The 24,230-nt window shown below is 55.0% G+C and carries 24 protein-coding genes; 8 read left to right on the forward strand and 16 right to left on the reverse strand.

Going from position 1 to position 24,230, the window contains the following annotated elements:
- Nucleotides 1-41: 41 nt before the first annotated feature.
- Genes ftsA through mraZ form a run of 14 tightly spaced genes read right to left on the reverse strand, consistent with a single transcriptional unit; the run spans nucleotide 42 to nucleotide 15,456 of the window.
- Nucleotides 42-1,277, reverse strand: coding sequence for a cell division protein FtsA (gene ftsA / locus K6123_RS15195; RefSeq protein ID WP_221799212.1), 1,236 nt, complete (start codon nucleotides 1,275-1,277; stop codon nucleotides 42-44).
- Entirely contained in the window at nucleotides 1,277-2,053 is a 777-nt protein-coding gene (locus tag K6123_RS15200; RefSeq protein WP_221799215.1) for a cell division protein FtsQ/DivIB, read from the reverse strand. The genes ftsA and K6123_RS15200 overlap by 1 nt, the downstream gene beginning before the upstream one ends.
- Nucleotides 2,040-2,975, reverse strand: coding sequence for a D-alanine--D-alanine ligase (locus tag K6123_RS15205; RefSeq protein ID WP_221799217.1), 936 nt, complete (start codon nucleotides 2,973-2,975; stop codon nucleotides 2,040-2,042). Before K6123_RS15205 ends, K6123_RS15200 begins: the two co-directional genes overlap by 14 nt.
- Nucleotides 2,968-4,398: a UDP-N-acetylmuramate--L-alanine ligase gene (gene murC / locus K6123_RS15210; protein ID WP_221799457.1), complete on the reverse strand. Its 1,431-nt coding sequence runs from the start codon at nucleotides 4,396-4,398 to the stop codon at nucleotides 2,968-2,970. Before murC ends, K6123_RS15205 begins: the two co-directional genes overlap by 8 nt.
- Before the next feature lie 34 nt (nucleotides 4,399-4,432).
- A complete protein-coding gene (gene murG, locus K6123_RS15215; protein WP_221799218.1) occupies nucleotides 4,433-5,521 on the reverse strand; it encodes an undecaprenyldiphospho-muramoylpentapeptide beta-N-acetylglucosaminyltransferase in 1,089 nt (362 codons plus the stop codon).
- The gene (ftsW, locus tag K6123_RS15220) at nucleotides 5,518-6,726 is read right to left on the reverse strand and encodes a putative lipid II flippase FtsW (RefSeq protein WP_221799220.1); all 1,209 of its coding nucleotides are present in this window, start codon (nucleotides 6,724-6,726) and stop codon (nucleotides 5,518-5,520) included. The genes murG and ftsW overlap by 4 nt, the downstream gene beginning before the upstream one ends.
- Entirely contained in the window at nucleotides 6,723-8,096 is a 1,374-nt protein-coding gene (murD, locus tag K6123_RS15225) for a UDP-N-acetylmuramoyl-L-alanine--D-glutamate ligase (RefSeq protein WP_221799222.1), read from the reverse strand. Before murD ends, ftsW begins: the two co-directional genes overlap by 4 nt.
- A 16-nt stretch (nucleotides 8,097-8,112) precedes the next feature.
- Nucleotides 8,113-9,195 (reverse strand): phospho-N-acetylmuramoyl-pentapeptide-transferase, encoded by a 1,083-nt coding sequence (gene mraY, locus K6123_RS15230; protein ID WP_221799224.1) that lies wholly within the window; start codon nucleotides 9,193-9,195, stop codon nucleotides 8,113-8,115.
- Nucleotides 9,196-9,201: 6 nt separating this feature from the next.
- Nucleotides 9,202-10,593, reverse strand: a complete 1,392-nt coding sequence (locus K6123_RS15235; RefSeq protein WP_221799226.1) for a UDP-N-acetylmuramoyl-tripeptide--D-alanyl-D-alanine ligase — start codon at nucleotides 10,591-10,593, stop codon at nucleotides 9,202-9,204.
- Nucleotides 10,583-12,100: a UDP-N-acetylmuramoyl-L-alanyl-D-glutamate--2,6-diaminopimelate ligase gene (locus K6123_RS15240; protein ID WP_221799228.1), complete on the reverse strand. Its 1,518-nt coding sequence runs from the start codon at nucleotides 12,098-12,100 to the stop codon at nucleotides 10,583-10,585. Before K6123_RS15240 ends, K6123_RS15235 begins: the two co-directional genes overlap by 11 nt.
- The gene (locus K6123_RS15245) at nucleotides 12,097-13,821 is read right to left on the reverse strand and encodes a peptidoglycan D,D-transpeptidase FtsI family protein (protein ID WP_221799230.1); all 1,725 of its coding nucleotides are present in this window, start codon (nucleotides 13,819-13,821) and stop codon (nucleotides 12,097-12,099) included. The genes K6123_RS15240 and K6123_RS15245 overlap by 4 nt, the downstream gene beginning before the upstream one ends.
- On the reverse strand, nucleotides 13,818-14,072 hold the full coding sequence (gene ftsL / locus K6123_RS15250; RefSeq protein WP_221799231.1) for a cell division protein FtsL: 255 nt from the start codon (nucleotides 14,070-14,072) through the stop codon (nucleotides 13,818-13,820). The genes K6123_RS15245 and ftsL overlap by 4 nt, the downstream gene beginning before the upstream one ends.
- Complete coding sequence (gene rsmH, locus K6123_RS15255; protein ID WP_221799233.1) at nucleotides 14,069-15,004, reverse strand: 16S rRNA (cytosine(1402)-N(4))-methyltransferase RsmH; 936 nt, start codon at nucleotides 15,002-15,004, stop codon at nucleotides 14,069-14,071. The genes ftsL and rsmH overlap by 4 nt, the downstream gene beginning before the upstream one ends.
- Nucleotides 15,001-15,456, reverse strand: coding sequence for a division/cell wall cluster transcriptional repressor MraZ (mraZ, locus tag K6123_RS15260; RefSeq protein WP_221799235.1), 456 nt, complete (start codon nucleotides 15,454-15,456; stop codon nucleotides 15,001-15,003). The genes rsmH and mraZ overlap by 4 nt, the downstream gene beginning before the upstream one ends.
- Before the next feature lie 871 nt (nucleotides 15,457-16,327).
- On the opposite strand from mraZ, the gene K6123_RS15265 reads away from it, so the two are divergent.
- The 8 genes from K6123_RS15265 to K6123_RS15300 all read left to right on the forward strand — a co-directional run bounded on the left by K6123_RS15265 (nucleotide 16,328) and on the right by K6123_RS15300 (nucleotide 22,259).
- The gene (locus K6123_RS15265) at nucleotides 16,328-17,302 is read left to right on the forward strand and encodes a hypothetical protein (RefSeq protein WP_221799237.1); all 975 of its coding nucleotides are present in this window, start codon (nucleotides 16,328-16,330) and stop codon (nucleotides 17,300-17,302) included.
- On the forward strand, nucleotides 17,299-17,838 hold the full coding sequence (locus K6123_RS15270; protein WP_221799239.1) for a GTP-binding protein: 540 nt from the start codon (nucleotides 17,299-17,301) through the stop codon (nucleotides 17,836-17,838). The genes K6123_RS15265 and K6123_RS15270 overlap by 4 nt, the downstream gene beginning before the upstream one ends.
- Complete coding sequence (locus K6123_RS15275) at nucleotides 17,831-18,253, forward strand: roadblock/LC7 domain-containing protein (RefSeq protein WP_221799241.1); 423 nt, start codon at nucleotides 17,831-17,833, stop codon at nucleotides 18,251-18,253. Before K6123_RS15270 ends, K6123_RS15275 begins: the two co-directional genes overlap by 8 nt.
- 21 nt (nucleotides 18,254-18,274) lie before the next feature.
- The gene (locus K6123_RS15280) at nucleotides 18,275-18,634 is read left to right on the forward strand and encodes a hypothetical protein (protein WP_221799243.1); all 360 of its coding nucleotides are present in this window, start codon (nucleotides 18,275-18,277) and stop codon (nucleotides 18,632-18,634) included.
- A gap of 102 nt (nucleotides 18,635-18,736) precedes the next feature.
- Nucleotides 18,737-19,570 carry an ion transporter gene (locus K6123_RS15285; protein WP_221799245.1) on the forward strand — a complete coding sequence of 278 codons (834 nt, stop codon included), beginning with the start codon at nucleotides 18,737-18,739 and terminating at the stop codon, nucleotides 19,568-19,570.
- 18 nt (nucleotides 19,571-19,588) lie between these two features.
- On the forward strand, nucleotides 19,589-20,218 hold the full coding sequence (locus K6123_RS15290) for a DUF502 domain-containing protein (RefSeq protein WP_221799247.1): 630 nt from the start codon (nucleotides 19,589-19,591) through the stop codon (nucleotides 20,216-20,218).
- Between the two features lie 119 nt (nucleotides 20,219-20,337).
- Nucleotides 20,338-21,330 (forward strand): cyclic nucleotide-binding domain-containing protein, encoded by a 993-nt coding sequence (locus K6123_RS15295; RefSeq protein WP_221799249.1) that lies wholly within the window; start codon nucleotides 20,338-20,340, stop codon nucleotides 21,328-21,330.
- Between the two features lie 140 nt (nucleotides 21,331-21,470).
- A complete protein-coding gene (locus K6123_RS15300; protein WP_221799251.1) occupies nucleotides 21,471-22,259 on the forward strand; it encodes a transglutaminase-like domain-containing protein in 789 nt (262 codons plus the stop codon).
- A gap of 31 nt (nucleotides 22,260-22,290) precedes the next feature.
- On the opposite strand, the gene flhB is transcribed toward K6123_RS15300, so the two are convergent.
- Nucleotides 22,291-23,433, reverse strand: coding sequence for a flagellar biosynthesis protein FlhB (flhB, locus tag K6123_RS15305; protein ID WP_221799253.1), 1,143 nt, complete (start codon nucleotides 23,431-23,433; stop codon nucleotides 22,291-22,293).
- Between the two features lie 7 nt (nucleotides 23,434-23,440).
- Nucleotides 23,441-24,217, reverse strand: coding sequence for a flagellar biosynthetic protein FliR (fliR, locus tag K6123_RS15310; protein ID WP_221799255.1), 777 nt, complete (start codon nucleotides 24,215-24,217; stop codon nucleotides 23,441-23,443).
- Nucleotides 24,218-24,230 lie beyond the last annotated feature (13 nt).

The raw sequence follows: 24,230 nt of genomic DNA on the forward strand, positions 1-24,230 counted from the left end.
GACATAACATACCCCCTCTGCTACGCATCACTAATTAAATACTAAAAATTGCCCTTAATCCATTCAGATATACGAGAAAAAACGCCACTTTGTGACCTTTCTTCGATTACTTGAGGAGCTTTATTACCGGGCTGTTTGGCCGCATATAACAAAAGCCCTACAGCAGTACTGTAGATAGGATTATTAATCACATCGGTTAGTCCGGATACGCCATGCGGACGAGCCAATCTGACCGGCATATGAAATATTTCTTCCGCCAGTTCTACTACGCCTTCCATTTTGGCTGTTCCACCAGTTAACACAATTCCGGCAGGAATCAGTTCATCATAGCCACTACGGCGCAATTCTGCCTGAATCAATGTAAACAATTCGTCATATCTTGGTTCAACAACCTCTGCCAATGACTGACGAGAGAGTTGTCGTGATGGCCGATCACCAACGCTTGGGACGTTGATCATCTCGTCATCTCGCGCCAATTGTCTCAGCGCGCATGCATATTTGATTTTTATTTCTTCAGCATGTTGCGTAGGCGTCAGTAATGCCATTGCAATATCGTTGGTAACCTGGTCACCAGCAATCGGAATAACCGCGGTATGTCTTATCGCGCCATCAGTAAAAATAGCGATATCCGTGGTGCCGCCACCAATATCTACCATACAAACACCGAGCTCGCGCTCATCATCGGTTAATACCGCATAACTGGACGCCAGTTGCTCCAGAATTATATCTTCAGTACGCAAATTACAGCGCTGCACACAGCGCTCAATATTCTGCGCCGCATTCACCGCTGCAGTTACCAAATGCACTTTGGCTTCCAGACGCACCCCGGCCATACCAATCGGCTCGCGAATACCTTCCTGGCTATCAACGATAAACTCCTGCGGAATCACATGGATGGTGCGGCGATCCTGCGGAATAGCGACCGCCTGGGCAGCATCGATCACCCGCTCAAGATCCGGCTCGGTAATTTCCGCGCCGCGCACAGCCACCACGCCATTGGAGTTCTGCGATTGCACATGGCTACCCGCGATCCCGGCATAGACGGAGTGGATAGTGCAGCCCGCCATCAACTCGGCCTCTTCCACCGCGCGACGAATGGATTGCACGGTCGATTCAATATTGACGACCACGCCTTTTTTCATGCCACGACTGGGATGACTGCCCAGTCCGACAATTTCAATACCGCCTTCGGGAGTCACTTCTCCCACAATCGCGACGATCTTGGACGTACCAATATCCAGACCAACCAGCATTTTTCCGGCTTGAGCTTGAGCCATTATCCGGTTACCCCCTCTGTGTTCCATCGTATTGCGGCGCCCTTTCCATATCGTAGGTCCACCTGCTGAACGACCTTTTGATCCAGCCTTGTCAGCAGCACCTGCAAACGCTGCAACCTTTCTTCAAAATATTGACGGCCCAGTCGAACCACCCAGCCATTACTTAGGGTGATATCAACCGACTGCACCGCGTTAACATTCATGCTTTCAACACTCACACCACTGCCCTGCAACACCTGTTGGGCACGGCGGAAATAACGCACCGAACTCTGCTTGGCAGCTTCATCACCATAAAGCCGCATCAAACCCTGATCGCTATAACCATCCGGCAAAGGCGATATACGCCCCGATGCCGTCACCAGATATTCGTCATTCCAGAGCGCCACCGGCACATCTTCATACACCAGCAGTTCCACGCTGCCTGGCCACTTCTTGCGTACAGCCACCCTGGCCACCATCGGCATGGCCGCAATCTGCTGCTGGACTTTCTCAACATCCAGCGTGAAAAAGCTTTCGTTTTTCACCCACAACAAACTGGCTGCCAGATCCCTCGGATTCAATGCATCCAGTTCGCCGACCACCACCACATCCTTGACCGGCCAGCTGCGATACATGTCATTTGCAAGCCAGCTCAAAGAACCCAACGCCAGCACTGCAAATAAACCAATCCAGACAAACCTTGGTACCCGAATGCGAAAGCTGAACCGCTGCCGTAATGGCTGTCTGGGTTCTGGACGCAGGGTTGCTCCAGCCGGCGGCAACTTATCCTTTGCCATCCTGGCGGCTCCGTACTTCTTGCAGCAGCTGGATAACCAGTTCATCAAAGGCCATGCCGACTGCTCTGGCAGCCATTGGCACCAGGCTGTGGTCGGTCATACCCGGGCTGGTGTTCACCTCCAGCAACCAGAAACCACCATCCTGATCCTGCATCACGTCAACCCGGCCCCAGCCACGACAGCCGACCATATCGAATGCACGACGGGCCAATGCCTTTAGTTCGTTTTCCTTCTCTTCATCCAGTCCACAAGGCAACAGATACTGGGTATCGTTAGCCTCATATTTGGCTTCATAGTCATAGAAGGTATGGGTCGTTTTCAGTTGAATCGGTGGCAACACCTGATCCTGCAGCACCGCGACGGTAAATTCCTTGCCACTGATCCAGCGCTCGGCCAGCACCAGCGCATCAAACTTCGAGGCTTTGCCAAAACTTTGCTGCAAACCTTCAGCATCCTGCACCTTGAACATGCCGATACTGGAGCCTTCATGCGCTGGCTTGACGATGGCATCTGAACCCAGTTCCACCATCACCTGCTGCCAGTCAGACGTGCTGTCCAGCAGTGCAGCGGGTGGTGTTGGCAAACCAGCCGCTTGCCACAACATCTTGGTGCGCCACTTATCCATCCCCAAGGCAGAAGCCATCACACCACTACCGGTGTAGGGAATCTTCAGCCACTCCAGCAATCCCTGAATGGTGCCATCTTCACCACCGCGGCCGTGCAGCGCGATAAAGGCCATGTCAAAAGACTCGGCTGCCAGCAGCTGAACCACGTCGTCACCGACATCAACACCGACGGCATCCACACCCCGGCTTTGCAAGGCTGCCAATACCGCAGCGCCACTGCGCAGTGATACTGCCCGTTCGGCAGAAGTACCGCCCATCAATACGGCAACCCGGCCAAAAGACGCCACATCAGTCATGCGATGCTCCTTCTGCAGCCAGCCAACCCGGCAAGGCTTCAGCAATTTGTAAAGACAAGGCACCAATATCGCCAGCACCCTGGGTCAGCAGCAGGTCGCCTGGTTTCAGTACACCACTCAACAGGCCCTGCAAGGATTCACCACGTTCAATAAACACCGGATCAACTTCACCGCGCTGGCGAATACTGCCGCACAGCGAACGACCGTCGGCTCCGGCAATTGATTTTTCACCGGCTGGATAAACATCCATTAGCAACAGTACGTCAGCACGGGACAGCACCTTGACGAAATCTTCGTAGAGGTCACGGGTACGGCTGAAACGGTGCGGTTGAAACAGCATCACCAGACGACGCTCCGGGAAGCCTTTACGAATCGCTTCCATGGTGACTTCCAGCTCGCGCGGATGGTGTCCATAGTCATCCACCATCAACACGTCGCCATCACCCAGCTCAAACTGGCCACAAACCTGGAAGCGGCGGCCGACACCGGCAAATTTTTCCAGCGCTGCCTGGATCGCTTCATCCGACACATCTTCGTCGTCGGCAATTGCCACCGTTGCCAATGCATTCAGCACATTGTGCTTGCCCGGCATCCGCATACGGATTTGCAGTGATGGCCGATCATTTGGACGCACCAGGGTGAATTCGGTGTACATGCCCTGCTGGCGAATATCGATCGCCCGATAATCAGCATCTTCCGAGAATCCGTAGGTCACCATTGGCCGCGAGATCGAGGGCAGAATCGAACGTACGGTGTCATCGTCGATGCAGACTACCGCCAAACCGTAAAACGGCAGGTTGTGGAGGAAATCGATAAAGGTCTGCTTGAGCTTCTCGAAGTCACCGCCATAGGTCGACATATGGTCAGCGTCGATGTTGGTCACAATTGCCACCATCGGCTGCAAGTGCAGGAAGCTGGCGTCACTTTCATCCGCTTCAGCAATAAGATAGCGACTGGCTCCCAGGCGAGCGTTGGCACCAGCACTGTTGAGCTTGCCGCCAATCACAAAGGTTGGGTCCAGTTCAGCTTCGGCAAAAATACTGGTCAGCAAACTGGTAGTGGTGGTCTTGCCGTGGGTTCCAGCTACGGCAATGCCGTAACGGAAACGCATCAGTTCCGCCAGCATCTCAGCACGACGTACGACTGGCTTGCGCTGCTCCAGCGCTGCCGCGACTTCCGGATTGCTTTCGTCGATGGCACTGGAAACCACCACCACGTCGGCGTCTTCGATATTTTCGCGCTGATGGCCAATAAAAATAGTCGCGCCCAGACTTTCCAGTCGCTGGGTTACACCACTCTCACGAATATCAGAACCACTGATGTCATAACCCTGGTTCAGCAGTACCTCGGCGATACCACACATACCGGTACCACCGATACCGATGAAATGAATGCCTCGAATACGGCGCATTTCCGGAATCATGCCTGCGTCGGCGGCATTGCTTCTCGATCTGCTATCAATCACGGGTCAACCTCATAATCTGTTCAACGGCCAGCGCGGTAGCATCCGCTTTGGCCTGCTGGCGACTGGCTGTCGCCATGGCCTGTAATCGCTGCCGGTCGGAATTCAGTTGTTGCACCGTTTCCAGCAGCCATTCAGGAGTCAATTCTTTTTGCTGACGAATCAGCGCTGCTCCGGCATCCGCCAGGTAAGCAGCATTTACGGTCTGGTGGTCATCAACCGCGTAGGGATACGGCACCAGAATCGAAGCCTTGCCCGCTGCGGCAATCTCAGACACGGTCAGCGCGCCAGAGCGACAAATCAGCAGATCAGCCCATTCATAAGCCGCCGCCATATCGTCGATAAAGGCAGACACGTCGGCTTTTACATCCGTCGCGGCATAGGCTTCGAGCATCCGTTGTTCATCACGCTTGCCAACCTGATGACGCAGCTGTGGCCGTTGCTCAAGCGGCATCTGTTGCCAACAGGCCAGTACGGCATCGTTGAGCGCAGACGCTCCCAGACTGCCGCCAACCACCAGAATGTTCAGAGGCCGCTGATGGGGAATCGGCGTTTCCGGCAGATCCACCACTTCATCGCGCACCGGGTTGCCCACCGTAATGGCCCCCTCAAGCGCGCCCGGAAATGCCTGCAAACTCACCTTTGCCAGCCGATTCAGCAGCTTGTTGGTCATGCCCGCCAGCGCATTCTGCTCATGAATCAGCAGCGGCAAACCGGCCAGCCGAGCCGCCACCCCGCCGGGCCCGGCAATATAACCACCAAAACCAATCACGATATCGGCCTTGATCTGTTTGATCACCGTCAGCGACTGCAAGGTCGCCTGCAGAATCCGCCAGGGCGCAACCAGCAGGCCTATCAGACCCTTGCCACGCAGCCCCTTGATATTCACGGCATGCAGTTCAATACCGGCTTGCGGCACCAGATTCTGCTCCATGCCATGCGGTGTACCGAGCCAGTGAATCTCAAAACCTTCAAGCTGCAACGCACGCGCAACCGCCAGCGCCGGAAATACATGACCACCGGTGCCAGCAGCCATCATCAAGGCCACTTTGGGCTTGCCTGTTGACTGATTTACGGCGCTCATACAGCTACCTCACTGGCACTATCCTTGGCTTTTCTGGATTTAAATGGGCCGCCGTTTTCCGGCAACTCAGGCTCGGCAACATCCACCGCCAGGGCTTCGTGCCGCACCCGCATCACAATGCCCACCATCACACAGGCCAACACCAGACTACTGCCGCCGTAACTGAAAAACGGTAACGTCAGCCCCTTGGTTGGCAGCAAACCAATGTTCACACCCAGGTTAATCACCACCTGCAACGACAACAGCGAGCCAATGCCCGCTGCCACATAAGCGCCGTACAACAAGCCACGCTGCTGGGCAATCCAGACGGTTTGCCATATGCGACCGATCAACCAGCCGATCATGCCGATGGCCGCCAGGGCACCAAACAAGCCGGTTTCCTCGGCCCAGATTGCGAATACAAAGTCGGTATGCGCTTCCGGCAGATAGAACAACTTCTGGATGCTTTCACCCAGGCCCACACCAAATAACTCACCACGACCAAAAGCAATCAGCGACTGGGTCAGCTGATAACCCGTGCCGTACACGTGTTCAGGGGCCCACGGATCGAGATAGGCCATCAGACGGGCGACTCGCCACTCTTCTGACGTCACCGCCACCACCGACAGCAGCAAGGCACCAATCATCAACAGAAAATACTGACCGGCTTTTACGCCGCCCAGAAACAGCTGCACCATAGCGGCACCCAGCAGCACTACCGCAGCACCAAAATCTGGTTCCATCAACAGCAGGAATACCATTGCCATCAAAATCATCAGTGGTTTTACAAACCCCCAGAAACGCTCCCGCACTTCTGGCAAGCGGCGAATCAGATAACCGGCGACGTAAAACACCGCCCCCAACTTGGCCAGCTCTGACGCCTGCAGCTTGATAATGCCGAGGTTCAGCCAGCGCCGACTGCCGTTCACTTCGTGGCCAACGCCCGGCACCAGTACCAGCACCAGACCAACCACACCAATCAGCAGCAACGGCACCTCAAACTGGCGCCAGCGCTGCAGCGGAATATTGCTGATAAACAACAAGGCGGCCGCACCAATCAGCAAATACACACCGTGACGAATGCTGAAATAGGCAGCGTTGCCAGTGAGTTTTTCCGCGATGCCGGTGGAGGCAGAAGACACCATCAGCCAGCCCAGCAGCATCAGAATCAGCCAGGGCAGGAAATGAGCGTCTTGCAGCTGCCAGCGGAAGCGCGCCAGATTCATGACAGCCCCCGCGCCAGCTGGCGGAAATGTTCACCACGAACGTTGTAGTTGGCGAATTGATCGAGGCTCGCACAAGCGGGCGACAACAACACCAGATCACCACTACGGGCCGACTGACGCGCGCAATCAAAGGCTTCGTCCAGCGTTTCAAACACAGCCGTCAAACAGCTCGACTGCAGCGCGTCCTGCAACAACAGGGCGTCTTTGCCGTAACAGCAAACCTGCTGGACACGGCCCAGACAGGCATCCGCCAACGGCGAAAAGTCCTGCCCCTTACCATCACCACCGGCCAGCAGCCAGATTTCACCGTCCATCGCGGCAAAACCTTCAATAGCAGCCAGGGTTGAACCCACGTTAGTGCCTTTGGAGTCATTGATATAGGTAACGCCAGCAACATCGGCAACCCACTCACAGCGATGCGGTAAACCACCAAACTGCTGCAAGGTAACCAGCGCCTGCGAAGGGGAAACCCCAACGGTTTCGACCAGGGCCAACGCCGCCATCACGTTGGCAAGGTTGTGACGACCACGAATTTTCAGCTGTGAGCTGTGCACCAGCTTGACGCCCGCGCGCACAATCCACTCGCCAGCCTGACCATCAAGCTCACCAGCCAGTACACCAAAGTCATCTTCCTGCGGCTGTTTGAGCGTAAAACCGGTCAGATTCACCAGCCCATCAACCGGCAGCGTCGCCGCATCGTCACGATTGACGATAATCGCTTCAGCACCATGGAAAATACGCTGCTTGGCCAAGGTGTAGTCCGCCATGCCTTCGTAACGATCCATGTGGTCTTCGCTGACATTCAGAATCGTGGCCGCTCGCGGCTTCAACGTATCCGTGGTTTCGAGCTGGAAGCTCGACAGCTCCAGCACCACCACGTCCGGGCGTTGGCTGTCTGGCTGCGCCAGCAAATCCAGCACCGGCACACCAATATTGCCAGCCATCACCGCGTTCAAACCGGCATCCACCAGAATATCGCGCACCAGCGTGGTGACTGTGCTTTTGCCGTTGGAACCAGTAATGGCAATCACCGGCGAATCGTTATGCCGGGCGAACAATTCAACATCGCCAACCACCTCTACACCCGCGGCCAGCGCCTGCTGAATCGCCGGTTCAGCCAGCGCAATGCCCGGGCTGACAATCAACTGCTGGTATTGGCTCAGCTGCTCGCCATCGAGCGCGCCCAGCGTCACTTTGGTATGTGGAAATTCCGCTTTGACCTGTTCCAGATGGCCCAGACGGGCACGACTGTCACACAAATCAAACGGCCACCCCATGCGCTGGCAATAGCGGGCTGTGGCCAGACCGGATAACCCGAGTCCAACGATCAGTCGCTTGATGTTTGCCGGTTGCTGCACGGTGGCGGTCATATCAATTCAGCCCTGATTAACGAATTTTCAGTGTCGCCAAACCGGCGAGCACCAGAATGATGGTGACAATCCAGAAACGCACGATCACTCGCGGCTCTGGCCAACCTTTCAATTCAAAGTGGTGGTGCAATGGCGCCATCCGGAAGATACGTTTGCCGGTTAACTTGAACGAAGCCACCTGCAAAATAACCGACAGGGTTTCTGCCACAAAAATACCGCCCATGATGAACAACACGATTTCCATACGAATGATCACGGCCACCACACCCAGCGCCGCTCCCAGCGCCAGCGAACCAACGTCGCCCATAAAGACCTGGGCCGGGTAGGTGTTGAACCAGAGGAAACCAATACCGGCACCAACCATGGCAGCACAGAACACCACCAGTTCACCGGCACCAGCAATAAACGGAATATGCAGATAAGTGGCGTAGTTAAAGTTACCCGCCAGATAGGCACACAGGCCCAGTGCCGCACTGACCATCACGGTTGGCATAATCGCCAGACCATCCAGACCGTCCGTCAGGTTGACTGCGTTACTGGAACCAACAATGACGAAGTAGCTCAGCACAATAAACAGTAGCCCCAGTTGCGGCATGACGTCCTTGAAGAACGGCACTACAAACTGGGTTTGTTCTGGTCCCTGGGCTGTGAAATACAGCACTCCAGCGGCGATCAGACCAAACACCGACTGCCAGAAATATTTCCAGCGGCCCGGCAAACCCCGGGAGTTTTTCTCTACGACCTTGCGATAGTCATCGACCCAGCCAATGGCACCAAACAACAGGGTCAGCAGCAACACCACCCAGATAAAACGGTTTTCCAGATCACCCCACAACAGGGTGCTGACACTGATCGACAGCAGAATAAGAACACCGCCCATGGTTGGCGTGCCAGCCTTGCTGAGATGCGACTTCGGACCGACTTCACGGATCGCCTGACCAATCTGGTATTCACGCAGTTTGCGGATTACCAGCGGGCCTAACAGCATCGACACCAGCAACGCCGTGATGACGGCGAAAATGCTGCGCAGCGACAAGTAGCCCACAACGCCAAACCCGGAATGCAAGTGGGTCAACCACTCACCCAACCATAGCAACATCTAGTGTTATTCCCCTGCGAAACGCTGTAACAGCCGGACCACTTCATCCATCCCGGCGCTACGCGAGCCCTTGACCAGCACGGTTGTCTGATCAGGAGCGGTTTGATTTATAAACGCGGCCACATCATCCCTGGCAGGTAACCAGTAACCCTGATCACCAAATGCCTCGACCGTCAGTTTGCTGAGCGGCCCGGTGGCCACCAGCGTGTCTATTCCCTGTTGTTTGGCATAACGACCAATATCACCGTGTGCCTGCCCGGCTTCCGCGCCGAGCTCTGCCATATCTCCCAGTACCAGCCAGGCACAGGGAGCGAGGCTAATTACATCAATTGCTGCCTTAATGGAAGCCGGATTGGCATTGTAACTATCGTCAATCAACATCATGCCGCGCGGGCCTGACAGGCTCTTCATGCGGCCGGAAACCGCTGTAGCCGCCTCTAGCCCGGCAGCAATCTGCTCTGGCAACAAACCAAACGCCAGTGCCGCAGCAAAAACCGCCAGCGCATTGGCCACATTGTGCTTGCCCGGAAACGCCAGAGTTATCGGCTGCTGCCAGTCCTCGCCACGACGACTGACTGTGAAACGACTGCCAGAGACCGCCAGCTCAATATCATCAGCACGAACATCCGCCTGATCAGCGAAGCCAAACGACACCACCGTCTTATCGCCAGCCCGTTCACACCATTGGGCAAACGCCGGATCATCCGCGTTCAGCACCACAGTGCCGTCAGCGGCAACAAAATCAATCAGCTCACCCTTGGTTTGCACCACGCCTTGCAACGAACCAAATCCTTCCAGATGCGCCGCTGCGGCATTAGTAATAATACCAACCCGAGGTTTCACCCATTTGGCGGTGTAGGCGATTTCGCCCAAACCACTGGCACCCAGTTCGACCACCGCGGCCTGATGCACAGGACTTAACGCCAGCAGGGTTTTCGGAGCACCAATGTGATTATTCAGGTTGCCCTGAGTCATCCAGGTGTTGAACTGCTGCGCCAACACAGAAGCCATCAATTGTTTGGTGGTGGTTTTACCAGCGCTGCCAGTAATCGCCACCAGCGGGCCGGTAAAGGCTTCACGCTGCCAACCAGCCAGTTCGCCATAAGCGTCCTGAGCACTTTTTATATTGCCTTCAGACTGCGTATCACCAAACAGCAACCATGGGCCTGACAGCTGTTCAGTTGGCGCTTCATCCAGCAACACGGCTGCAGCACCCGACCGCAACGCCTGTTCGGCAAACAGGTTGCCGTTGAAGTGCTCACCCTTCAGCGCCACAAACAGATCGCCGGGCTGAATATGACGGGTGTCAGTACTGACGCCACGACACCGGGCATCCAGCTCTGGAGCTTCCAGCCCGAGTCGTTCAGCCAACTGTGACAGCGTGAATTCAAACAGCATGACAACCTCCGGCACGGACAAAACCCAGCCCTTGCAGGACTTCAATATCACTGAACGGACGTCGCACGCCGTTAATCTCCTGATAATCTTCGTGGCCCTTGCCAGCAATCAGCACAATGGCATTTTCCTCTGCGGCGGCCAGTGCTGCAGCAATCGCTTCAGCCCGGTCATGTTGCTGCACCAGCTGTTTTGCTGCGACCGCCTGAGCAGCGCCATCCGCCGTCATCACATCGGCAAAAATCTGTGTGGGATCTTCACTGCGAGGATTGTCATCGGTGAGCCAGATACGGTCGGCACTGGCCAGTGCAGCTGCCATCATCAGCGGCCGCTTGCCGCGATCACGGTCACCACCACAGCCAAATACCAGCCCCAGGGGACGCTGCCATGGCTTGAGTGAACTCAACACAGTCGCCAGCGCATCTGGCGTGTGAGCGTAATCCACCACCGCCAGCGGGCCCTTCTTACCATCGGCACGAACATAAACTTCCATGCGCCCGGCGACAGCAATCAGCGCGGCAGCCGCATTGACCAGCTGCTGGAAATCTTCACCACAGGCAGCCAACAGGGTGATCGCCCCCACCGCATTGGCCAGATTGAATTCGCCCAACAAAGGCAATTGCAGCTCCGCTGTGCCCCATGGACTGGTCAGCTGCGCCGTAATTCCCTGCTGGGACAAGCCAGTGACGGCGTAACTGACATGCTGAGACGCAGAAAATTCAGTTTCTGCCCGACCATAACTGAACAGCTGACAGCTGAGATCATCACGCTGCAGCAACTGACGGCCGTAAGGACAGTCAGCATTTACCACGCCAACACGGGCCTGGTAATCGGTAAACAAGCGCACCTTGGCGGCAAAATAGGCTTCCATGGTGCCATGGAAATCGAGGTGATCTTGGGTCAAATTGGTCAGCATCACACCGTCGTAAACCAACCCGGCAACCCGGCCCTGTTCCAGACCGTGGGAAGACACTTCCATGGCTGCCCGCCCGGCACCTTGTTGCTGCATCTGAGCCAGTACGCGCAGCACCACCGCCAGATCCGGTGTGGTGTTGCGGGTCGGCTGCAACTCAGGCCAGAGGCCATTACCCAAAGTACCCAGCACCCCACAAGGCTGCTGCAGCGCTGCGGACAACTGCGCCAGATAACTGACACAGGAGCTTTTGCCGTTGGTGCCGGTAACGCCCAGCAGTTTGAGATCCGCCACCGCGCTATAACGGCGGTGTAACCAGCCAGCCAGCTGTTCTTTAACATCGGGTGTACTGAACACCGGAATCGCAGCGCGACTGAAATCACAACGGAAGCCGACTTCGCCCTGCTCGATCACGACCGCTGCGCCATTGGCAATCGCGGCCAGGGTGAAGTCAGCACCATGACTGCTACCACCAGCACGGCCGATAAACAGATCGCCATCCTTGACGTCACGACTATCGGTGGCGATATCGCTGAATTCACGATCCCATTCCGGCGGTACAAAAAACGCACCCTGAATCAGCTCGGATAATTTCATTTCGGGCCTCCTGCCATCCGCAGAGGCGTCGTATGGGCCGCATCATCCGGGGCGACCTGACGTAGCCGCAAAGCCTGCTCCATGATGCGCGAGAACACTGGCGCGGCGACTTCGCCACCGTAGTATTCACGGCCCTGGGGATCATCAATCACCACCACCAGTACCAGATCCGGATCACTGATCGGGGCAATGCCGGCAAACACGGCAGTGTAGGAAGAATCTTCATAACCGGTCTGACCCACCTTGTGGGCAGTACCGGTTTTGCCACCGACCCGATAACCAGGCACCCGGGCACGACGGCCAGTACCCAGATCGGAGGTCACGGTTTCGAGAATATCCAGTACCTTGCGAGCGGTCGCAGCTGACATCACTTGCTGACAGCTGTTGTCGGTGCCCGAGTCCAGCAGCAAGGTTGCCGGACGACGACAGCCATGTTCGGTAAAACTGGTGTAAGACTGCGCCAGCTGCAGCGGAGATACCGCCAGGCCATAGCCGTATGACAGGGTCGCCAGTCGCAGGTCGTCCATTTCACTCGGATAAGGTAATACGCCCACACTTTCGCCCGGGAATCCAATACCACTGGCCTGCCCCAGACCGGCAGCGGTCATGGTTTTCCAGATGGTTTCAGCACCCAGATCAGCCGATAGCAGGGTGACGCCAACGTTGCTGGACTTGGTAATTACGCCGGTCACGTCCAGCACCCCGTAGTCACGGTGATCACGAATAGTCTTATTGCGCACCCGCAGATAACCCGGTGAGGTATCCACCTTGGTGCTCGGCGTGTAACGACCGGAATCCAGTGCCGCCGCAATGGTGAAGGGCTTCATGGTCGACCCTGGCTCTACCACGTCAGCAATGGCACGGTTGCGCATTTGTTCGGGATTCAGCTCGGCACGGTTATTCGGGTTGTAGGAGGGCTGGTTGACCATCGCCAGTACTTCCCCGGTTTTGGCGTCCAGCATCACGGCGCTACCAGAATGAGCCTTGTGCTGCTGCACCGCTGCCATCAATTCACGGTAAGCCAGATATTGCAGCCGCAGATCCAGTGTCAGTCGCAGATCCTTGCCCGGCTCGGCAATGGCATCTACCGCCACCTGCTTGATCACCCGGCCATAGCGATCTTTCACGACCGTTCGACGGCCGCCAGTGCCCGTGAGGTAATCGTTATAGGCCAGCTCCAGACCTTCCTGACCATTACTGTCGATATTGACCAGTCCAACCACATGGGCGGTTACTTCGGCAGCCGGATAATAACGACGGAATTTCTGCTCCAGCTGCACGCCACTCAAACCCAGCTCGGCAACCCGATCAGCAATGTCTGGCTGTACCTGTCGCTCGATATAAAGGAAGCCACGACCGCGAGCCTGGGCTGATTCAATACGCTGATGCAGGCTGTTGGCCTTGAGCCCCAGCACTTTCGCCAGTGGTGCAGCGTTTTCGAGTTTGAACCGGGAGGGATTGATGCTGATATCCACCACCGCAGTGCTAACTGCCAGCGGCTCGCCAAAGCGGTCGGTGATGGTGCCACGACGGGCAGGTTCAACCTGACTACGAATCGTGCGTTTTTCGCCTTCTTCGTACAGGAATGGTTGATCAACCGTATGCAAGGCCACCAGCCGCACCAGAATCACCAGCAACAGCGCAGCCATCACCGCCACTACCATCCAGTAGCGCCAGTGGCTGATGCCCTGCGATGTATATTCCTGTTGTGGTTCGGTCATGGTGTCAAAGTCCGGATATCACCAGGTTCAGTCATGTTCAATTCGTTACGAGCCCGCTGATCAATGCGGGCGTAGCTGGTCAGGGTGCTGAGTTCCAGCTGCAAGCGGGTTTGTTCCTGCTGCAGCCCATCACGACGACTTTCCAGCTGCTGCCATTGCTGCACGCGCTGCCGATGCTGGTGTGCAACCGCGATCTGCGCCAGTGCAGAACCGATTACCAGAACCCAGACCAGCAGCAGCGACAGCTTCATGCCAGTCGCTCGGCAACCCGCAACACCGCACTGCGAGCGCGGCCGTTACGTTCCACTTCTTCATCGTCCGGCATAATGGCCTTGCCGACTTTTTTCATGGTTTTGCCCAGATCCTGCTCCATCACCGGCAAGCCCGGTGGCAGATCACGGCCTTTTTCCTGGGCGCGGATAAAGCGTTTGACCATCCGGTCTTCCAGCGAATGGAAACTGATCACCGACAAACGTCCGCCAGCAACCAGCAACTCTATGCTGTCGTCGAGAATCTGTTCGAGATCGCCAAGCTCGTTGTTAACGGCAATACGGATAGCCTGAAACGCTCGAGTGGCCGGGTGTTTGTGTTTTTCCCAGGCCGGGTTAGCCGCGCGCAGCAGTTCTGCCAGCTCCAGCGTGCGGGTGATCGGCGCTTTTTCACGCTGTATCACAATCGCCCGTGCCATGCGTTTGGCAAAGCGCTCTTCGCCGTATTCCTTCAGTACCCGGGCGATTTCCTTTTCAGACTCCGTCGCCACCCACTCGGCAGCAGACAGTCCGGCGTCCGGGTTCATACGCATATCCAGCGGGCCATCACGCAAAAAGCTGAAGCCCCGTTCGGCGTCATCCAGCTGTGGTGAGGAAACCCCGAGGTCCAGCAAAATGCCGTTGATCTTGTGAATGCCCCGCTGTGCCAGCAGGTTTTTCATGTCCGCAAAAGAGCCCTGGATAATGTCGAAACGGTTGTCTTCAGCATGCAACTGCTGGCCGGTTTCGATCGCACGCGGGTCCTTGTCGATGCCAAACAGACGGCCTTCTGGCGCCAGCTTCGACAGCAACAGGCGACTGTGACCACCACGCCCGAAGGTGCCGTCAACGTAGATTCCGGCCGGGTCATTGAGACAGCCATCTACGGTCGGCTCGAGCAATACGGTGGTATGTGCCAGTTCGGTCACATTCATAGCGACAGGCTCTTTAATTCATCAGGTAGATTTTCCAGCGAGATAGGTTGCTGCAGGTACGCCGCTTCACGGGCTTCCCAACTGGCCTTGTCCCACAATTCGAGTTTGCTGCCCTGTCCCATCAATACGCATTCCTTGGTCAGGTTGGCGTATTCACGGCAGGCGGCACTGATCAGAATCCGGCCACTGCCATCCGGCTCACAGTCGGTGGCGTAACCTTGCAGCATACGTTTCAGCTGCCGAATGGTTGGGTCCATGCTTGGCAAGGCATTGAGCTTGGCTTCCATCACTTCCCACTCGGCCAGTGGGTACACCATCAAACAGCGATCCTGGCTGTCGACCGTGACCACCAACGCAGACGCGCCAGTACCCTCCAGCATTTCCCGCACTCTGGTGGGGATTGCCAGACGACCCTTGGCGTCCATGTTGATGTGATGCATGCCGCGGAACATAAATGTCGCCCGTCAGCCTCTGATTATTTTCAAGGTATCCACTCACTCGCTTACTTGCTGATTGCTTCCTTTCCACTGCGTCTTCGATGTGGCTGAGGGCATGAAAACTCATGACAGAAATATGACCGTTTTCGACAGCATTTTCCGGTCTTGTTTCCCACTTTTCTCTTATTTTCGCCACATTCCGACACTTTTCGACACTATAGAAATAGCCCGGTGCCTTTGCAAGCCGAGTACCGGCTCTGAAAGATGAAATTTGTCTTACGTCACAAGCACTTAGAATGTGATGAACGATAGTTTTCTAAACAAGCGAATAGAAATACACCAGTGAGGCATAGAGGTGGGCAGCGAACTTAAAGTAAGTTCTGAAGTTTGGTTACAAAGGAGGACAATCTAGACCATTTTATTCTTAGAAGTGAACACTAACAAACCAGACTTCTGTTCAGTCTGAACATTTGGCTTGCTAACATGATCATCGCAGCGTCACAGACCCAACCTGGCTGCTGGTTCCAGCATTGCCCGCAGGCCAGATCCTCTGCCAAAGCATGACAGCCCCGGGGAAAATTCCAGAGCAGAGTTGTTCATTATTCGTTATGAGGCTTTAATCCTGAGCTGACCGATTTATTGGCTATCCCATATGCTCACCAAGGTTATTATTTAATTCACAGCCCCTTGCTAATAATAAAAATACCACCAAAAAACTTTATGAGTTTTTTGAAACACAGGTTTGATTGTCGAACAATTTAAATAACCGCTTTATTTCCAAAAATACCAAACACACTATTCCATAACGCATCTAGCACTGTGATTGATTTCACACTTTGTTTAGAATCGAAACAATCACCAGATCCGATCACCACTTGAGGAGCTCATGAATCTGTCTGTTAAAACATTTGGTTTCACACCTTATGAAGTTGAATTAATCAAGGAACAGATTCGCGTCACCAGTAACAAAACAACCGGCCAATGGAGCTTCGAGGGAGAAGGCACAGACGCCGATCTGGTACTCGCCAGAGTACCCTGTCAGGGCCAGCACAAGGTGCAGGTTCCCCTGTACGGTTTTCCACTGCCAGCTGACAGGCGTCAGCAGGATGTGGTCTACCTCAAGAGTGAGTGGCCACTCAGGATCTTTGGTCTGCTGGAGATTTTCCGTCAGGCTGAGTCGGTTTGCACAGCCCGTACCAGTCTGCCTGCCAGCAAACCGGCAGAATCAGCCGAACTACCAGCGACCATCCAACTGGCACAGCAGGCTGCCCGTATTAAAGACGGCCAATCGCTGTCAGTCGAAGCCGCCGATAACCGTTGCTACGTGCGTTTATTTGATGGCCAACGGCTGGTGCTCAGCAACCTGCCCATCGAAACGCTGGCCAGTCGTCTGGTTGCTGCCAATAGCCTCCGTTTTGAATCTGTTAAACATATCGATTCTCAATACCGCACCGTTACTCCACTGAAGTCACTGCTCTGGTCAATGCAATTACAGCAACCAGTGAGTGCCAACGATATTGATAACTGGAACAATAAAACGCACCGATTATTAGCCTGGCCAGCGCTCGGACAATATAAAACCAGCAGTTTTATGTTCCGTCTTTGTACACTATTAACAAAGCAATCAACATCAATTCAGAACGCTGCCCGTCTGGCTAATACCTCAGAAGATAACGTGGTGCGTTTTTTAACGGCCTGCCAGCTGGTCGGCACGCCAATCAGCAGCACAGAATCGCCAGCAAGGGGCCTGCCGGATCTGGCCCCTAAGATGACCGTCAACCGGCCAGTTACACCACCCGCAGAACAACAGCTTTCCCTGTTGCAAAGCTTGCGCAATAAATTAAGAAAGGCCCTGTCATGACCCCAGTACATAACAAGATCCTGTTTATCGGCCCGATGGGTGCCGGTAAAACCACCGCGATTCAGACACTCAGCGACGACATGGCTGCCAACACTGAAGTGCGCAATTCCAATCGCGATATGTACGACAAGGCAACGACCACGGTCGCGATGGACTATGGCGCCATCCAACTCGACGACGAGCAACTGGTTCACCTGTACGGCATTCCTGGTCAAAAGCACTTTGAAGCAGTCTGGCCGGTCATTGCCAAAGGTGCGATTGGCGCTATTTTGCTGGTCAACGCCAGTCAGCCCGATTGGCAAAACGACATGCTCTACTTCCTCAATGCCTTTCCCCAGCTGGTTACCAGTGGCAGCCTGGTGGTCGCCATCAACCGGGGCAGCGACCAGCAACAGTTACAGATACTGGAACTACTTAGCCAACAGAACCTCTGTTTACCGGTATTACTGACCGACCCACGAGATCGTGGGCAGCTGGTAATGACGCTCGAAATCCTGATTGCCAACCTCGAAATAGAGACGCTGATCCATGAATAATGTCGCCACGCCACTGATTTCCAACACTCTGCGGGCTGCTTGTCTGGAGCGTATTAAAGAAGCCCAAAGCGGTTCCGGCGGCATCGAATTCCTGCTGCTGGCAACGTCCGACGGTTACAGTATCTGCCACACCATTCCGGCCAGTCAGGATATTCAACCCTCCCGATTGGCTGCCATGGCAGCATCCTTTTCCGGTATCAGCGACGGCCTGGCTGCCAACGCCAACAAACAATCCGCCAATGGCAGCATTATTGAAACCGGCCACGGCCTGCTGGTGTGCCGACAAATAAAGTCGAGCCGACACGAGTTGGTGCTGTTAGCGGCTTACGACAAGAGCACCAATCATGGTCTGGCCTTGTGGTCTTTGAACAATGCTGCCAAACAAATTGCAAACGTGCTTGAGCACTACAACTAACCTCACAGCGAGACTCGTTTTATGGGAAATATGAACGAAACCCTGTCCAATCTGATGAAGGTCGACGGTGCCGAAGCTGTTGCCGTGGTTGACTACAGTAGTGGCATGCTGCTGGGTTCCGCCGGTGGCGGCCTTGACCTGGAAATTGCCGCTGCTGGTAACACTGAAGTGGTACGCGCGAAAATCAAAACCATCGAGATGCTGCAGCTGAACGAGGAAATCGACGACATGCTGATCACCCTGACCAGCCAGTACCATCTGCTGCGTCCACTCAGCACTGACCGCAGCCTGTTCATTTATTACGTGCTCAACAGCGGCAAGTCCAACCTGGCCATGGCCCGTCGCAGCCTGCGTATGGCTGAAGAAGGTCTGGTAATCTGATGCTTGCGCCCCGACCAGCAGGCCGGGGAGCAACGCCATACTGGCCAATCGCAACGGCTGGGATATGATACGCGCCATCCATTTTTCAACTGAATAATTCCCATGCGTATCCAGCAACTGCAACTGGCTTCCCAGCGACTGCGCGACAACAAGATCTTCGAGTGGTTTGTTGTCTCCGTCATTATTATCTCGGCACTGTTGATCGGCGCCCGCACCTACAGCATTCCAGCCCCCGTGATGACGGTGATTCACTGGCTTGACCTGACCATTACCCTGCTGTTTTTGTTTGAAATCGTGGTACGTTTTCTGGCGACCGATAAAAAGACCCGCTTCTTCCGCAATGGCTGGAACGTCTTCGACACTCTGGTGGTAGTAGTCAGCCTGATTCCAATTGATAACAGTGAAATGGCGCTGGTTGGCCGACTGGTAAGAATTTTCCGGGTACTGCGGATGGTCTCCATCATTCCCGAATTACGCACCTTGCTGAACAGCCTGCTGCGTGCCTTGCCACAACTCGGTTATGTGGTGTTGCTGATGTTCATCATCTATTACATCTACGCTGCAGTCGGTGCGACCTTCTTTGCCGATATCAACCCGCAACTCTGGAGCGACATATCCATTGCCATGCTGACGCTGTTCCGGGTAATGACGTTTGAAGACTGGACCGACGTCATGTACGAAACCATGGGCAGTTATCCACTGTCGTGGATTTATTATTTGTCGTTTATCTTTTTGACTACCTTCGCATTTCTGAACATGGTGATTGGTATTGTCGTCAACGTTCTGGAAGATGAGCACGCCCGCGAGCGTGAGGCGCAGGATGAAGCCGATGGCAAAGCCAGCCTCGATGACCTGATGCAGGAATTACGATCACTGCGTCAGGAAGTTGCTGAACTGAAACAGGCAGCAGTGGACCAACCAGCAACAACTCGCTGATAACCAAAGGAAAACATCATGCCGTATCTCGCCCGGGTACTGTTAAAAGGATCGATTGTTGTGCTGCCACTGGCAGTCACCATCTGGTTCCTCTGGTCGACCATTCTGTGGCTGGATGAAAGCGGTCTGATGTTGCTCGACTGGTTTGGCATTCAATTCTTTGACGGCCAGTCCGAGATTCCAGGCATAGGTCTCGCTTTCACCATTCTTGGGCTGTTTTTGGTCGGTTTGTTATTCCAGTTTGACCCTGTCAGCTGGCTTTACGAATACCTCGAAGGCACCCTGATGCGTTTTCCAGTGGTGAAAACGCTCTATGGCGCGGTGAAAGACTTTGCCGCCATGTTTGATAACCAGCAGAAGAAGCACCAACCGGTCGTTCTGGTTAACCTGCCGCAGCAAGGCACTCTGGTTGGTTTTATCACCAGTGAGAAAATGCCCGAAGCCGTCGCCAATGCTCGCCCCGGTGAGGAACTGGTCGCGGTCTATTTACCAATGAGCTATATGGTGGGCGGTTATACGGTGTTTTTACCCAGCCACTGCCTGACACCAGTTGCCTGGTCATTTGAGGAAGCCATGCGTTTTGCGATCACCGCCGGGGTTTCCCAGAACGGCCAGAAAATGGCGACAAAAACCAAATCTGAGGAATAACACGCCGGTTTTTTGTTACATTTTGCAACACGGATTCGTTGCTGTTTATCACAAGCAAAAAAGGGATGCTTTGCTATAGTTTTATTACGCACCCCCGCAATATATTCAGCAGTGAAGGTATGATCAGTACAGAGCGTCTTCAGACATTTATTCCATTCGAGGACCTGTCCGCCAAGGCATTGGAGGAACTGATTCCTCACTTCAAGACCCAACAATTCAAACCCAAGGCCGTTGTCTTCAAGCGGAACCAGCCAGATGAGTACTGTCACTATCTGTTGTCTGGCACGCTGGATTTGATTGATGAAGACTTTCAGGTCAGCCGTTACGAAGGCGAAGATGAGGCGAATATCCTGGCTCTGGATGCGACTCACCCGAGCCACAAGTTTTCTGCCGTTGCAGTGACAGACTGCGAAGTCGCGATGATTCCGCGCCGTTATATTTCGTTGATCAGTACCTGGATCGAACTGGCACTGTCAGACGATGAAAACGAAGACAACGACTGGCTCGAAACCCTGCTGACATCCGACCTGTTCAACCGCGTACCACCCGGCAATATCCAGCAGCTGCTGTCGCGTTTTGAAGAACGTGAAGTAACCCTCGGTGATGTGCTGATTCGTGAGGGCGACGAAGGTAACGAGTGTTATGTAATCAAGGAAGGTCGTGCGCTGGTGACCCGTGGTTCCGGTCGCAATGAAGAAACCCTCGCAGCCCTCAGCAATGGCGCGCTGTTTGGTGAAGATTCACTGATCAGCGAACTGCCGCGCAGCGCCACCATCACCATGACCAGTGATGGCGTTGTGATGGTGCTCAGCAAGGAAGACTTCAACACCCTGCTGAAAACTCCTGTTGTGGAATACATCAAGGAAGACAAGCTGCCCGAGCTCATCGAAGACAGTGATACCGGAGTGGTACTGCTGGACGTTCGAACCGAACAGGAAGCCGAGCAATCGCCGATTCCGCGCGCCCGTAATATTCCCCTGGCCAAACTGCGTAACCACCTCGATGATCTCAACAAGAACTTCATCTATGTGGTGCAAGGTGAAGGCCGTGCCGAAGCCGCCGCCTATGTGCTCAGCGAAGACGGTTTCAACGTGATGGTGCTGCAGCAATAGCCGTTGCCGACAGCACCGTCCGGTTTGCCCCGAACAACCGCTCGGGGCAGCAAAAATCTTCACAAAACCCTGCTGGCGCAAGCAATCTGACCACCCTATAGTGCGCCTTTACCGCTTTTGTTTTGCAAGGATGTTGCTGCATGTGGATCAGCACCAGTTGTGAGTTTTCCTTCGAAATCACTGTGCCTACGCCCTTTATTCTGATGCTGCGGGCCCGCCGCGGACACCAGCAATGGGTGGCGCGGGAAGAATATGAAGTATTGCCCAGCGTCCCGGTGGCAGAATTCACCGACCAATACGGTAACGTCTGTCAGCGCCTGGTCGCCCCGCCCGGCCCATTTTCGATTTTCTGCAGTGCCGAAGTCATGATTCCCGATCATGTGTTACAGGCACCCGGCGCACCCTTCGTTGAAATCCAGCATCTGCCGCCGCAGGAGCTGATCTACCTGCTGCCCAGCCGCTATTGTGAATCCGACCGTCTCTATCAACTGGCCAGTGAAATCACCTGGAACTGCATTCCCGGCTATGACCAAGTGGCCGCCATTGAAAACTGGGTACGCCAGAATATTCGGTATGAGCCAGGCACCAGCCCGGTACCGGTATCCGCCATGGAGATTCTTGATCGTCGCAGCGGTGTGTGTCGGGACCTGTCGCACCTGGCCATTGCCCTGTGCCGCTCACTGAGTATTCCGACCCGCATGGTGGTGGGGTATTTACACGAACTGGAACCGATGGACATGCACGCCTGGTTTGAAGCCTTTGTCGATCACGACTGGTACACCTTTGATGCCACCCAGTCCGGCCTTAAAGGTGGTTATGTCGCCGTCGGTTATGGCCGTGATGCCGCGGACGTCGCCATCTACAACCAGTACGGGCCACCGGTTTTTCCGATCGACTATCAGGTGGCGGTTGAACTGATCAACCGCTGACAAACGCCTTCCCTGGCTGCAGCCATGCAGCTCAGGACGGCTCCGGATCGACCCGCAGATCTTTTGGAATCGGCATTTCTGGCCGTTTTTCGGGCTTGGGCCCACGGCCCTTGGCAAACATATCCATCTGATAGATATAAGCCAATACCTGTGCCACCGCGACGTACAAGCCTTCCGGAATTTCGTCACCCACTTTGGTATGGGCATACAGCGCCCGCGCCAGTGGTGGTGCTTCCATTCTCGGCACGTTGTGCTCTTTGGCGATTTCACGAATCTTGAAGGCCACCTGATCCTTGCCCTTGGCGACCACCAGCGGTGCCGCCATGCTTTCAGGCTGATACTTCAGCGCCACCGAAAAGTGGGTCGGGTTGATAATCACCACGTCGGCAGTTGGTACATCCGACATCATCCGGCGCTGGGCCGCTTCCCGTTGCAACTGCCGGATACGGCCCTTAACTTCGGGTTTACCCTCGGTTTCCTTATATTCGTCCTTGATCTCCTGCAGCGACATGCGCAGCTTTTTCATATGTGAATGGATCTGCCAGGGCACATCCACCATGGCGATCAAGGCCGTCGACAGGCACAGCAGAATAAAACACCAGAGAATAATATCGACGCTACCGGCAATGGCACCTTCAACCGGCATCTGTAGCAAGGACAACACTGCCGGAAAGTAATAGGCCAGCACCAGCCAGGCCGCCAGGCCCACCACCAGCACCTTGGCCCAGGCCTTCACCAACTCCACCAGTGAGTTCACCGAAAACATCCGCTTCAACCCGGCCAAAGGATCAAGCCGGTTGAACTTGGGTTCAATCGCCTTGCTGGAAAACATCCAGCCACCTACCCCCAATGGCCCGGCCAGTGCCGCCAGCAACATCAGCCCTAACCAGGGCGCCAGTCCCAGCGCAGCGGCCTGTAAGGAAACCAGCAGATTGCGGCCCATGGTGCTGGTATCAAACACTGAGTCGCGGTCGATCTGAAATCCCAGATTGGCGACGGCTGCAATCTGGCTGCTCAGAAATGGCCCCAGCGCCAGCAAGCCCAGCGCCCCCAGTAGCAGCACGGCGGTAGTATTGAGTTCGCGCGAACGTGGAATCTGGCCTTCTTCCCTGGCCTTGTCCAACCTTCGCGACGTGGGTTCTTCGGTTTTCTCCTGACCGGTTTCTTCTGCCATGGCGCAGCTACCCCTTGATCAGTTTGTTGGCGAAGGTAAACAGGGTTTCCATATGCTGCTGAAACGCCAGCGCCATATCCGTCATGGTCAGCCAGAGAATAAACAGGCCAATCATCATGGTGACCGGAAAACCCAGCGCAAAGATATTCAGCTGTGGCGCGGCGCGGGTCATCACGCCAAAGGCCAGGTTGACCACCAGCAAGGCAGTCAGCGCCGGTAACGCAATCACCAGCGCCGCCGCAAACATCCAGCCGCTCCAGTAAATCACGCTGCCAAGATCATCCGGCGTCCAGCCGTCCATCCCCACCGGCATGGTGAAAAAGCTCTGCACCAGCACCTCAATCAGCACCAGATGGCCATTCAGCGACAGGAACACCAGCGACACCATAAACAACAGCCACTGCGACACCACCACCACCGACGCCCCTTGTGACGGGTCCACCGTGGTCGCAATACCCAGGCCGGTTTGCATAGCGATCAACTGGCCAGCCAACACAAATACCTGAGTCAATAATTCGACGATAAAACCCAGCACAATGCCGATCAGCAGCTGCTGCAGCACAATCACAAAGGAGCCGACCGAGATAGCGTCCACTTTCGGAAACGGCGGCAGAATCGGCACAATGGCCAGCGTAATAGCGACCGACAGCAGCAGTCGCACGCGCACCGGCACCATCCGGGTACCAAACAGTGGCATCACCATAAACAGGCCGCTGATACGGGCGAAGGGATAGACGTAACGGCTGATCCAGTGTCCGACTTCGAGATCGGTAAGTTCCAGCATAACCACCGTTTTT

The organism is Oceanobacter mangrovi, assembly GCF_019740315.1.
Classification (GTDB): Bacteria; Pseudomonadota; Gammaproteobacteria; order Pseudomonadales; family Oceanobacteraceae; genus Oceanobacter; species Oceanobacter mangrovi.